This window comes from Dactylosporangium sp. NPDC049742 (assembly GCF_040674675.1).
Taxonomy (GTDB): Bacteria; Actinomycetota; Actinomycetes; order Mycobacteriales; family Micromonosporaceae; genus Dactylosporangium; species Dactylosporangium maewongense.
This window is the reverse complement of sequence record NZ_JBFANF010000131.1, coordinates 1-12,546: the sequence shown is the minus strand read 5'-3', so window position 1 is coordinate 12,546 and position 12,546 is coordinate 1. Positions and strand designations below refer to the sequence as shown.

Genomic DNA, 12,546 nt, shown 5'->3' with positions numbered 1-12,546 from the left:
AACCTCCTGGCCGAGGGCATCATCGACCCGGCCAAGGTCACCCGCTCCGCCCTGCAGAACGCCGCCTCGATCGCGGCGCTCTTCCTCACCACCGAGGCAGTGGTCGCGGACAAGCCGGAGAAGACCCCGGCCCCCGCGGGCGCCCCCGGCGGCGGCGACATGGACTTCTGAGTCCAGCTCTTCCAAGAAGGGCAGGCCCGTTCCGGGCCTGCCCTTCTTGCTGTCCACACACTTCCGACCCGCCGCTGACGGTCCGCCCCCGCCGCTGACGGTCCGCCGCTGGCTCCGGGCCCGGGCGCTGACGGTCCGCCGCTGGCTCCGGGCCCGGGCGCTGACGGTCCGCCGCTGGCTCCGGGCCCGGGCGCTGACGGTCCGCCGCTGGCTCCGGCCCGCCGCTGACAACCCGTTGCGCGACGGGCCGTCTCCGCCGGTCGACGTCCGACCGGGCATTCTCTGACCAGGCGATTCCGCCTGTGGTTGGCCGCGCCCCTCCGGCGATTGGTCGGCCCGACCGCGATTCCGCCCCGTAGTTTGTCGCCCCGGCACTGGTCGGCCCCTGCGGCAATTCGCCCCGTGGTTGGCCGCTCGGGCTGCGATCTTGTCTGCGGTCGGCCAGCCTTGATCGGCACGGCGCCGTGGCGTCTCCGTCCTCACTCATGATCGAAAGACGGATCTGGTCATGCAGGCGACCGGATCCGTCCTTCGATCATGGCGGGGACGTGGTGGGTCAGCCGCAGATGTCGCGCAGGACGCGCAGTGTGTTCTCCCAGCCCAGGCGGTGCAGGTCGGCGGGCCGCGATTCCGCCTGTGGTTGTCGGCCCGGTGTTGGTCGGTCCGGCGGCGGCGTTTCAGCGCCATGCGGTGCGGGATCGGTCGGCCCGCCCGTGGTTGGCTGCCCGGGCGCTGCGATCTCATCTCCCGTCGGCCGTGATGGGCGGGGCGTCGTGGTGCCTTCGCCGTCCGGGCGTGATCGAAAGACGGATCTGGTCATGCAGGCGACCGGATCCGTCCTTCGATCACGACGGAGGCCGTGGCGAATGGGGTGTGGTGGGTCGGCCGCAGGTGTCGCGCAGGACGCGCAGTGTGTTCTCCCAGCCCGGGCGGTGCAGGTCGGCGGGCCGCGATTCCGCCCGTGGTTTGCCGCCCCGACGTTGGTCGGCCCGCCGCGGTTCCGCCTGTGGTTTGCCGGCCCGGTGTTTGGCGGCTCGGCGGCGGTGTTTCAGCGCCACACTGTGCGGGATCGACCGGCCGCCCGGGCTGCGATCTCGTCTGTGGTTGGTCGGCCGTGATCGGCGGGGCGTTGTGGTGTTCCGTCCTCCGGGCGTGATCGAAGGACGGATCTGGTTGTGCGGGCGACCGGAACCGTCCTTCGATCACGACGGAGGCCGTGTCGGGCAGAGTGTGGTGGGTCAGCCGCAGGTGTCGCGCAGGACGCGCAGGGTGTTATCCCAGCCCAGGTGGCGCAGGTCGGCGTCGGACCAGCGGCGGGTCCGTAGCTCCTCGAACAGTGACTGGTACGTCGACACGTCGTGGAGGCCGGCGGGTAGGACCTCCGTACCGTCGAAGTCGCCGCCTATGCCGACCGCGGTGATGCCGGCGACGTCGCGGACGTGCTCCATGTGGTCGGCGACGTCGCGGACGGTGGACGGGGGGCAGGGGTTGGCGGCGATCCAGTCGCGCTGCCGGCGTTCGAACTCCTGGGAGCCGTACTCGGCGGGGATGGCGTCCTCCGCGCGGACGAGCTCGTCGCCCCACTGGCGGCAGGCCTCGTTGAGGAAGAACGGCACGAACGTCACCATCACCACGCCGCCGGTGTCGCGGACCCGGGTGAGGACGTCGTCGGGGACGTTGCGCGGGTGGTCGCACAGGGCGCGGGCGGAGGAGTGCGAGAAGAACGCGGGCGCCGTGGAGACGTCGAGCGCCGCGTGCATCGTCTCGGGGGCCACGTGTGACAGGTCGGCCATCATGCCGAGCCGGTTCAGCTCGCGGACCACCTCCACGCCGAACGCCGACAGGCCGCCGACCGCGGGCTCGTCCGTCGCGCTGTCGGCCCAGGCGGTGTTCTTGCCGTGGGTGAGCGTGAGGTAGCGGACGCCCAGGCGGTACAGACTGCGCAAAACGCCGAGAGAGTCATCGATGCAATGCCCGCCCTCGGCGCCGAGCAGCGACGCGATCCGTCCGGTTTCGCTGATCCGCTCGACCTCGTCGGCGGTCGTCGCCAGGGCGAGGTCGCCGGGGTGTGCGTCGACCAGCCGGTGGACCAGGTCGATCTGCTCGAGCACCTTCACGGTGGCCTCGGACTGAGGGGTGCCGCACGGGACGTACACCGACCAGAACTGCGCCTTGACCCCGCCCTGCCGGAGCCGGGGGAGGTCCGTGTGCAGCCCTGCGGCGTGACCCGCGATGTCGGCCTGACCGCGCATCCGCAGCCGCCACGGCAGGTCGTTGTGGCCGTCGATGACTGGTATCGCACCGCTCATCCCCACGACTCTAGGCACGAAATGCGGAATTTGCCCGCATCGCGTGAACGGTCCTCATATGGTGGGAGCGGCCTACACGAGGGGGAAGCCATGGGTAAGTCACAGAAGAACAGCAACTTCGACAGCCGCGGCATGCACCGCAGCGAAGACGACCTCGGCTACATGGACCCAGACCGTTCCGACGACATGATGATCACCCCGGACGCGGACATCTCGGGACAGCAGGCGACCGCGAACACGGCCACCATGCAGGCGAAGAAGCTCCAGCAGGAGCAGCAGACCACCGCGCAGGACAAGCGGGCGAACCAGCCCGACCGCTGACCTTCCTGGGGCTTCGAGTCGGGTGTCGAGACGGCACCGGCCGCCCGTGGCATGACGGGGGATCACTGGGCGCTGGTGCGACGTGTGCGGGGCAGGATCGTGGCGAACCCACGGCCTGCCCTTCATGCGCTTATTGCGTTTGCGGCAGGTGTACGTCTTTCGTGTAGATCCAGAAGACCCGTTCGAGCCGGGCGCCGACCGTCTTCGAGTAGAACGCGACAGGCCCGGCCCACCCGATCTGCGCCGTCAGGTGCCCGTCGTCGAACTGGTCCGCGAGGCACCGCCGCAGCAGCACCCGCCCCACCCCGAGCCCCTCCGCCGCGGGCGCGGTGCCCATCGGCCCGAACCAACTGGGGCGGTTCGCACCGTACGCCGCGAACCCCAGGATCTCGCCGTCCCTCACCGCGACCCAGCACCCCATCGACTGCGCCGCTTCCCAGGCCCAGCCGTCGCCCCAGATGCCCCGCACCCACTCCGGCGTGTCGCTGCCCGCCCGCAGGACCTCGACCCCCGCCTTCTCCAGCCGCTCCTCGTCCGCCTGCTGCGACGCGCTCACCTGGCTCAGGTCGGCCGTCATGTTCCAGGCGGTGTCGGTCCGCCGGTACCCGGCCCGCTCCGCCAGGCACACCGCCGGCGTGTACCGCACGTCGATCCCCGGCCACGCGTAGCACGGCGGGTTGCCCCCGATCCGGATCCTCCGCGCCCCGACCTCCGCCAGCCGCCGCTCCGCCGCCGCCAGCAACCCGCTGCCGATCCCCTCCCGCCGCCGCCCGGGCTCCACCGCGAGCAGCTCGATGTGCCCGACCTCTGGGTCGCTGGCACTGATCGACCCGAACACCACACCGACCGCGTCCCCAGCATCGTCCAGCTCCACCAACCGCACGGCAACCCGCCCCTCGGGCGGCGCCGCAAGCCGGTTGACCAGCTCCTCCGCCTCCCGGGCATCCTCCGGCAGGTCCAACGCCCCCGCACACAACCGAGCCACCTCAGACCCACCCACCCACTCACCGATCATTTGGTAAACATACCTAACTGTTCGACCGCCCCGACCCTGTCACCTTGATCAAAGCGCGCCACCCCCAGGTTCGCCAGCCACCCACCACCCGTGTCGGCCCTCCGCCGCTGTGAACCGACACCGCAGAGGCCGCCCTCACTCCAGAGGACAAGCCCCCGCCGCATGAAGGTGGGGCTGGACAGGCGCGGAGAAAGCAGCAGGTCGAGGTCGAGGGGTGGGCTGGGCGGCGGCGCCCGTGCCGGCCGTCGACCTGTTCGCGCTGGTACGGGACGCCAAGCACCTGCCCGGCCCGCACACGTCCGGTCGCGAGCCACTCGGTGGGGGCGCGACGGTCGGCAAACCCGAGCCCGTGCGCGGCGCAGGCGATCGCGTCGTCGAACAGGGCGCGACAGCGTCGAATGGCTGCGACAGGACGGCGGCCAGCCCGGCGACGAGACCGGCGCCGGCAGAGCCGCAGTGGGAGACCGTGGAGCGGTGGGCGGCGTCGAGTCCGGGGTTGGCTCAGTAGCGGTGTGTCGGCGAAGGCTGGCGTCGGACGGCCGAAGTAGAGGTTGAGGAGCGGTGGTCAGCGTCGGGCTAGGGGTTTTGGTTGGGTGGTGGCGGTGGCGGATGTGTCGGCGGCGCCGGTGTCGGTGATGTCGGAGAGGCCGCAGGGGAGGCCGAGGAGTGGTGAGGCCGTGTCGGGTTGAGGGATTGGTTGGGTGACGACGGCCGGTGTGTCGGCGAGGCCGGCGTCCGCGGTGTCGGAGGGTCCGAAGGACAAGGGGTTGGTTTGGGTGGCTTTGGCGGCAGTGGCCGGTGCGTCGATGAGGCCGGCATTGGCGGAACTGCGGGGAAGACCGAGGAGCGGTGGTCAGCGTCGGGCCTAAGGGTTGGTTGGGTGGTCGCGGTGGCGGATGTGTCGGCGGCGCCGGTGATGTCGGAGCGGCCGCAGGGGAGGCCGAGGAGTGGTGGGGCACCGTCGGGTCAAGGGATTGGTTGGGTGACGACGGCCGGTGTATCGGCGAGGCCGGCGTCCGCGGTGTTGGAAGAGGGCGCAGGTCAAGGGGTTCGTGGGTGACGTCGGTGGTCGGTGCGTCGACGGGGCCGGGCGTCGGCGGTGTTGGAGGGTTCAGGGTGAGGCCGAGGAGCGGTGGGCAGTGTCGGGTTGAGGGATTGGTTGGGTGACGGCGGTCGGTGGTATCGGCGAGGCCGGCGCTGCGGCGTCGGAGGGTCCGCGGGCTGAGGGTTGAACGGGTGGTGGCGGTGGCCGCAGCGTCGACGAGGCCGGTTTTGGCTGAGCCGCAGGGAGACCGACCGATGAGCGGTGGGCAGCGTCGGGCCGAGGGTTTGGTTGGGCGGTGCCGGTGACCGGTATGTCGGCGACGCCTGCGCCGGCGGAACCGCAGGGTGAGACCGTGAAGCGGCGGGTCAGAGGTTGGTTCGGTGGCGGTCGCCGGTTCGGCGAGGCCGATGAGCGGTGGGCAGCGTCGGGCCGAGGGTTTGGTTGGGCGGTGCCGGTGACCGGTGTGTCGGCGACGCCTGCGCCGGCGGAACCGCAGGGTGAGACCGTGAAGCGGCGGGTCAGAGGTTGGTTCGGTGGCGGTGGCCGGTTCGGCGAGGCCGAGGGGCGGTGGCCGGCGTCTGGGCCAAGGATTGATTGGGTGACGGCGGTGGCGGTGGCCGGTGTGTTGACGCGTGCGGTGTCAGTGATGGTGGAGGGGCCGCCGAGGAGCGGTGGCCGGTCTCGGGCTGCGGGTTGGTTGGGTGCAGCGGTGGCCGGTCTCGGGCTACGGGTCGGTTGGGTGCAGCGGTGGCGGTGGCGGTGGCTGGTGTGGTGGCGGAGGGGCGCAGGTGGAGGTCGAGGACCGTTGGGCGGCGGGGTAACGGGAGTTGGGTGGGTGGCGGCCACGGCCGGTGTGTTGGCGAGGGCGGTGTCGGTGGTGGGTGGAGGAGAGGCAACGGAGTGGCGGGCGGCGGGTTACGGGGTTGGGTGGGTGGCCGTGGCGGCGGTGACGGCGGCCAGGGCGTCGACGAGGCCGGCGCCCGCGGTGTCGGTGGGGCCGCAGGAAGAGGTGGAGGTGTCGACGGGCTGGGTGGTGTGGGTGAGGATGGCGCGGGTCTGTTCGATGTTGCCGATGAGGGCGGGATTCGCGGCCCACATCAGGGCGACCACGCCCGCCACGTGGGGGGTGGCCATGGAGGTGCCGCTCAGGGCGCCGTAGCCGCCGCCCGGCAGGGCGGAGACGACGGCGGCGCCGGGGGCCATCAGGTCGGGCTTCGGGAGGTTGTCGGGGGTGGGGCCGCGGCTGGAGAAGGAGGCGACCTGAGAATTGCTGGTGACGGCGCCGACGGTGAAGGTGGCGGCGTAGTTGGCCGGGGGGTCGGTGACGGTGGCGCAGCCGGGGCCCGTGTTGCCGGCGGCGGCGACGAAGAAGATGCCGGCGGCGGCGAAGGCGTCGACGGCGTAGCGCAGGGAACGGCTGTCGCAGCCCTCGACGGAGGGGCAGCCCCAGGAGTTGGTGAGGACCTGCGGGGCGCGGTCGGGCTGGCCGTCGTGCAGGGGGTCGGCGCCCGGGCGGAAGGGCGCCAGCATGAACTGCAGGCAGCTCAGATAGTTGGCCATGCTGCCCAGGTTGCGCGGGAGGTTGGAGCACGCGATCCACTGCGCTCCCGGGGCGACCCCCACGCCGGCGCCGACCGCGGTCGCGAGGGTGTGGGTGCCGTGACCGTTGTGGTCGGCGGGGGCGGCGGTGTGGTCGACGGGGTCGAACCAGGAGTCGTCGGAGCCGCGGAACGTCGTGCGCAGCGCCGGGTGGGTGACGTCGACGCCGGAGTCGGAGCTGCCGACGACGATGCCGCGCCCGGTCGTGAAGTGCGACCACACCTGGTCGGCCTTGATGAGGGTCAGGTTCCACGGCGGGGCGGTCGGCGCGGGCAGCACGCCGCGGATCGGTGCCGCGACGGCCGGCAGTGGGCGCAGCCGCGGGTTGAGCAGGACGCGGTCGACCTCGGGCCGGCCCTCCAGCCAGCGCCGCGCGATCGGGCCGGCGGCCACCTCGATGCCGTTGACCAGGTAGAAGGGCGTGTAGTGGATGCCCCTGGAGCGCAGCGCGCCGCGCAGCGACGCCTGCGAGCGGTCGGCGGTGCCGACGAGCCGCTCATAGGTCTGCCGGATGCGGGTGGTGCGGTCGGGCACCTCGCGGAGGCCGCTCAGGTCGGCCTGCTCCTTCATGATCACGAAGAGGTGCTCGCCGTGGAAGCCGGGCTGGCCGAGCGTCGCATACACGGTGGCGCCGCCCGCGAGCACGACGGCCGCGGCGAGCGCGGCGAACCCGGGCCGCCACACGATCCGCCCGGTCGCCGGCACCGCCGCCGCGGCGACCGCCAGCGCCAGGACCAGGCCGGCCAGCGCGCCGATCGCCGACCAGAACGCCACGTCGCGCAGCCCGAGCAGCAGCGACGTCTCCTCGGGGTCGATCAGTGCGAGCGGGCCGAACAGCGCGGGCGCCAGCAGGGCGAGCGCCGACGGGTGGCCGCGGCGGGCGAGCGCGGCCAGCGCGAACGCCAGCGGCGGCACCGCCACCATCGCGAACAGCTGCACCGCCGGCTCGCCGACGCCCGCGACGAGCGTGACCAGGCCGACCGCGGCGGTCAGACCGCCGATGGCCGTGCCGCCCCAGACGCTGCGGATCGAGGCGCCGGCGGCGGCCAGCGCCGTGGCCGGTCGCACCGCGAGCCAGGCGACCGCCACCGCGGCGAGCGCGGCCAGGACCGTCTCCGCCCGGCTGCCGAAGGCCCCGACCCACAGCCACGGCAGCAGCGCGACCAGCCCGATCGCGAGGCACAGCCAGAACAGCCAGCCGCTGGACCGGGGCGCCCGCCCCCGGACGGCGCGGTGCACGGTCGCGGCGACCGCGGCGGTCACGGCGAGCAGTGCCAGATACCCCTCGTGGGATGTGCTGGGCACGAACCTGAGCGTGCCCAGGACGGCGCCGAACAGGGCGGTCAGGGCCCACTGCCGCCCCGCCACCTGCGCGAACGGCACGCGGGACAGCCGGGCCAGCAGCAGCGCAGGGCCCGCGACCAGCAGAAAGACGAGCCAGGCGGCGGCCGGCCACACGAACGACGGCAGCTCGAAGCCCAACGCGAGCAGGCCCTCGCCGACGACCCAGACCCCGGCGTGCACGGCGACGGTGACCGCCACGGCCCAGAGGCCGAGGACGATGGTCAATCCCAGCGCCCAACCCCGTGCTCGACCCATGGCCGCACTCTACGACCCGCCTACGACAGTTTCGGATGAGCCGCGGGGGCAAACTGAGGGGCATGCGGGAAACGGTCGACGCGGTGGTCATCGGCGCCGGGCACAACGGTCTGGTCGCCGCCAACATGCTCGCCGACGCGGGCTGGGACGTGCTCGTGCTGGAAGGCACCGGGCACGTCGGCGGCGCCGTCCGCTCGGCGGAGATCACCGCGCCCGGCTTCCTGAGCGACCTGTGCAGCGCGTTCTACCCCCTCGGCGCGGGGTCGCCGCCGCTGCTCGCGCTCGACCTCGAGGCGCACGGATTGCGCTGGACCCACGCGCCCGAGGTCGTCGCGCACCTGTTCCCGGACGGGCGTGCGGCCGTGCTCAGCCGGGAGCTGGACCTCACGGCGGAGTCGCTGGAGCGGTTCGCACCGGGCGACGGTTCGCGTTGGCGGCAGGTGTACGAGCAGTGGCGCCGACTCTCCGCCGACCTCCTCCCGTCGCTGCTGACCCCGTTCCCCCCGATCCGTTCCGGGGCGCGGCTCGCCGCCCGCACCGGGCTCGGCGAGGCGCTGCGCCTCGGCCGCCGGTTCCTCGTCCCGGCCCGGGTCCTCGGCGAGGAGCTCTTCCACGGCGACGGCGGCCGGCTGCTGCTCACCGGCCTGGCCCTGCACACCGACCTGGCCCCCGACGACGCGGCCAGCGGCGGCTTCGGCTGGCTGCTCGCGATGCTCGGCCAGCAGTACGGGTTCCCGGTGCCCGTCGGCGGCGCCCAGCAGCTCACCGACGCCCTGGTCCGTCGGCTCGGGCGCCGGGGCGCGATCCGCACGGGCGCCATGGTCGACCGGGTGGTCGTCGGCGGCGGCAGGGCGCTCGGTGTCCGGTGCGCCGACGGCCGGCTGGTCCGCGCGCGTCGCGCCGTCGTCGCGGACGTGCCGGCGCCCACCCTGTACCAGAGCCTGATCCTGCGAGAGCACCTGCCGGTCCGGCTGCTCCAGGATCTGGAGGGCTTCCGCTGGGACAACGCCACCCTGAAGATCGACTGGGCGCTGTCGGGCCCGGTCCCGTGGATCTCGCCGGACGTCGCGGGCGCGGGCACCGTCCACCTCGGCACCGATCCCCAGCGGTACGCGGCGGACCTCGCCGCCGGCCGAGCGCCCGAGGACCCGTTCCTGCTCATCGGGCAGATGACGACGGCCGACGCGACCCGCTCGCCGGCCGGCACGGAGTCGCTGTGGGCCTACACGCACCTGCCGCGCATCGCGAAGCCCGGCGAGGTCGACGCGGAGATGGTCCGCACGCAGATCGCCCGGGTCGAGGACGCGGTGCGCCGGCATGCGCCCGGCTTCGACGACCTGGTCCTGGCGCGGCACGTCAGCGGCCCGGCGGAGCTGGCGCAGAAGAACCCGAGCCTCGTCGACGGCGCGATCAACGGGGGCACCGCGGCGGCGTTCCAGCAGCTCGTCTGGCGGCCGGTGACCGGCCTCGGCCGCGCGGACACGCCCGTGGACAGGCTGTTCCTGGCGAGCTCCAGCGCCCACCCCGGCGGCGGCGTGCACGGTGCCGCCGGCGCCAACGCGGCCCGGGCGGCGCTGGCCCGCCACCGCCCGCTGCTCGGCGACGCCTACGCCGCGGGCATCGGCAGGGCGATGCGGGCGATCTACCGGTGAGCCAGGCGGCGGGCGACCGGTGACCGCTCCGCGAGATCCGCCAGCCGGGTCAGCGCCTCGCCGTTGCGGTAGTGCAGCACCACGTCGCCGATCTTGTTCTGGACCGCGAGCATCGGGCCGCTGGTGAACTGCTCCTGCATCGTCACCCGGGTCGCCTGGTCGTCCAGCGGGTCGAGCGTGAAGCGCACCTGACCCACGCCCGCGGGCCACAGGCGGACCCTGAGCAGCAGCATCCGGTCCGGAATCCAGTCCAGCGACTCGCTGTGGTCCTTGATCGACATCGGCCACGGGCCGGCCTTGTGGTGCAGCCGCGAGCCGGGCTCGGGCCATGCAGGGTCGACATCGCGGATGTGCGCGGTGCCGACGACCCAGTCGCTGTAGGTCCACCCGTCGGACAGGACGGCGAAGACCTGCTCCGCGGGCGCGCTGATGATGCGTTCGGTGATGGACACGATGATGTGATGCCCCGTGACGGGCGCGGCTACCGTAGTGAGGTGCGCCGTGAACCCTCCACGTCCCGTTTCGAGGCCAGCCGCCTGTCGCCCGCCCGTCGCGCGCAGGACGTCGCCAGGCTGCGCCGGGAGCGCTTCGACGTCCTGATCATCGGCGGTGGGGTCACCGGTGCCGGGGCGGCGCTCGACGCCGCGTCGCGCGGGCTGTCCGTCGCGCTCGTCGAGGCCCGCGACCTCGCCTCCGGCACCTCCAGCCGGTCCTCGAAGCTGATCCACGGCGGCCTGCGCTACCTGGAGCAGCTCGAGTTCGGCCTGGTCGCCGAGGCGCTGCAGGAGCGTGGGCTGCTCGCGACCCGGCTCGCGCCGCACCTGGTGCGGCCGGTGCCGATCCTGGTGCCGCTGCCCGCCCACCGCGGGCTGACCGGCGTCGTCCAGCGGGTCTGGCAGCGGGCGTACTACGGCGCCGGCGTCGGCCTCTACGACGCCTTCGCCACCGCCGCCCAGCTGCACGGGTCCGCGCCGCGGGGGATGCCGCTGCACCGGCACCTGTCCCGCACGGAGACCCACCGCCGCTTCCCGTCGCTGCGTGAGGACGCGATCAGCGGCGCCATCCAGTACTACGACGGCCAGGTCGACGACGCCCGGCTCGTCGCGACCCTCGCTCGTACCGCGGCCAGCCTCGGCGCGGCCGTCGTGCCCAGCGCCCGCGCGGTCGGGCTGCTCCGCGACGCGCGCGAGGTCACCGGCGTGCGGGTCCGTGACCTGGAGTCCCGCGAGGAGTTCGAGGTCCATGCCCGCACCGTCGTCGCCGCGACCGGCGTGTGGATGGACGACATCGCCGGCCTGCTGTCCGGCACCGGCCCGCGGGAGTCGGCGGGCATGCAGGTCCGCGCCAGCAAGGGCGTCCACCTGGTGGTGCCCCGCTCGGCGATCACCGGCGAGGCCGGCCTGATCCTGCGCACCCAGACGTCGGTGCTGTTCGTCATCCCCTGGGGCGGGCACTGGATCATCGGTACCACCGACACCGACTGGAACCTCGACCGTGGCCATCCGGCGGCCTCGGCGACCGACATCTCCTACCTGCTCGGCCAGGTCAACGAGGTCCTGGACCGGCCGCTGTCGACCGCCGACATCGAGGGCGTCTACGCCGGCCTCCGGCCGCTGCTGTCCCGCGAGGCCCGCCACCGGCAGCCGCACAGCAAGGACGAGCAGACCTCCGCGCTGTCGCGCACCCACGCCGTCGTCGAGCCGATGCTGGGGCTGATGCTGATCGCCGGCGGGAAGTACACGACGTACCGGGTGATGGCCGCCGACGTCATCGACCGCGTCGCGCACCGTCTCGGCGGCCTGCGCCGGCACGGCGGGCTGGTCCCCGCCTCCCGCACCGCCGACCTGCCGCTGCTCGGCGCCGACGGCTACCACTCGCTGTGGACCAACCGCGCCGACCTCGCCCGCCGGCACGGGATCTCCGTCGGCGTCCTGGAGCACCTGCTGGAGCGGTACGGCTCGCTCGCCTTCGACGTCCTCGCCCTGGACCCGTCGCTGCGCCGCCCGCTGCCCGGCGCGCCGGAGTACCTGGCGGCCGAGGTGGCGTACGCGGCGCTCGCCGAGGGCGCCCTGCACCTCGAGGACGTGCTGACCCGCCGCACCAGGATCTCCTTCGAGACCGACCACCGCGGCGCCGCCTCGGCCTCGGAGACCGCCGCGATCATGGGCCAGGTGCTCGGCTGGGACGCCGCGACCCGGTCCACGGAGATCGACCACTACCTGGCGCGGGTCGCGGCGGAGCAGGAGTCGCAGCGTATGCCGGACGACCTGACCGCCGACGCCGCCCGCCTCGGCGTCCCGGACGTCCGCGGCTTCCGGTCGGACCGCACGGCGATCGCATAAAAGATCGCAGGAGGAAGATCGCGGGAGAACTGAGCAGACCTTGACGAAGTCCGGGCAGCGTCCGGCATAGAAACCGGACGATGATGCTCGCATGATGTGGGGCATCGGGATCGGCATCGTGCTGCTGCTGGTGATCGTGGCGGTCGCCGCCGCGAAGAGGTCGGGCAGGCGGGAGCTCAGCCGCGAGGAGGTGCTGCGCCGGGCGCGGCTCGCCGGCGGGCAGGTGGCGCGGTCGAGCCGGAACAACCGGCGCGGCGCCGGCCGCCGCAGGGGCCGCGGCGGCTCCGACGGTGACGCCGACGGCGACGACGGCGGCGGCGACTGGGGCGGCGACTGGGGCGGCGGCGACTCAGGCGGAGGCGGCGGCGACTGAAACGCCGACGAAAAAGCGCAGTCGTGGGGGCCGCGCCGGGCGGGCGACCCCCACACAAACACCCCCAAGCGGCCCCCCGGGATGTGGGCCCCGAGAGGCCCCCGCCCGAGATGCCCCCCC

The 12,546-nt window shown here is 73.4% G+C and carries 8 protein-coding genes and 1 pseudogene; 5 read left to right on the top strand and 4 right to left on the bottom strand.

Going from position 1 to position 12,546, the window contains the following annotated elements; all coding sequences use genetic code 11:
* Nucleotides 1–171: pseudogene (gene groEL, locus AB0J72_RS58165) on the top strand (chaperonin GroEL); the annotation flags it as partial.
* A 1,238-nt stretch (nucleotides 172–1,409) separates the two neighbouring features.
* On the opposite strand, the gene AB0J72_RS58160 reads toward groEL, so the two are convergent.
* Nucleotides 1,410–2,480: a dipeptidase gene (locus AB0J72_RS58160; protein ID WP_363417639.1), complete on the bottom strand. Its 1,071-nt coding sequence runs from the start codon at nucleotides 2,478–2,480 to the stop codon at nucleotides 1,410–1,412.
* 90 nt (nucleotides 2,481–2,570) lie between these two features.
* Between AB0J72_RS58160 and AB0J72_RS58155 the strand changes: the two genes are divergently transcribed.
* A complete protein-coding gene (locus tag AB0J72_RS58155) occupies nucleotides 2,571–2,801 on the top strand; it encodes a hypothetical protein (protein ID WP_363417636.1) in 231 nt (76 codons plus the stop codon).
* 130 nt (nucleotides 2,802–2,931) lie between these two features.
* Here AB0J72_RS58155 and AB0J72_RS58150 read toward each other — a convergent pair whose 3' ends face one another.
* Both AB0J72_RS58150 and AB0J72_RS58145 read right to left on the bottom strand, forming a co-directional pair.
* Entirely contained in the window at nucleotides 2,932–3,816 is an 885-nt protein-coding gene (locus tag AB0J72_RS58150) for a GNAT family N-acetyltransferase (protein ID WP_363417633.1), read from the bottom strand.
* Nucleotides 3,817–5,776: 1,960 nt separating this feature from the next.
* Nucleotides 5,777–8,059: a S8 family serine peptidase gene (locus AB0J72_RS58145; protein ID WP_363417631.1), complete on the bottom strand. Its 2,283-nt coding sequence runs from the start codon at nucleotides 8,057–8,059 to the stop codon at nucleotides 5,777–5,779.
* 62 nt (nucleotides 8,060–8,121) lie between these two features.
* Between AB0J72_RS58145 and AB0J72_RS58140 the strand changes: the two genes are divergently transcribed.
* Nucleotides 8,122–9,711: an NAD(P)/FAD-dependent oxidoreductase gene (locus AB0J72_RS58140; protein WP_363417628.1), complete on the top strand. Its 1,590-nt coding sequence runs from the start codon at nucleotides 8,122–8,124 to the stop codon at nucleotides 9,709–9,711.
* On the opposite strand, the gene AB0J72_RS58135 is transcribed toward AB0J72_RS58140, so the two are convergent.
* Entirely contained in the window at nucleotides 9,702–10,163 is a 462-nt protein-coding gene (locus AB0J72_RS58135; protein ID WP_363417625.1) for an SRPBCC family protein, read from the bottom strand. The two genes, AB0J72_RS58140 and AB0J72_RS58135, sit on opposite strands and share 10 nt — an antisense overlap.
* A 9-nt stretch (nucleotides 10,164–10,172) precedes the next feature.
* Here AB0J72_RS58135 and AB0J72_RS58130 point away from each other — a divergent pair, with 9 nt between their 5' ends.
* Both AB0J72_RS58130 and AB0J72_RS58125 read left to right on the top strand, forming a co-directional pair.
* The gene (locus tag AB0J72_RS58130) at nucleotides 10,173–12,053 is read left to right on the top strand and encodes a glycerol-3-phosphate dehydrogenase/oxidase (protein WP_363417622.1); all 1,881 of its coding nucleotides are present in this window, start codon (nucleotides 10,173–10,175) and stop codon (nucleotides 12,051–12,053) included.
* 91 nt (nucleotides 12,054–12,144) lie between these two features.
* Nucleotides 12,145–12,426, top strand: coding sequence for a hypothetical protein (locus AB0J72_RS58125; protein ID WP_363417619.1), 282 nt, complete (start codon nucleotides 12,145–12,147; stop codon nucleotides 12,424–12,426).
* Nucleotides 12,427–12,546: the final 120 nt, after the last annotated feature.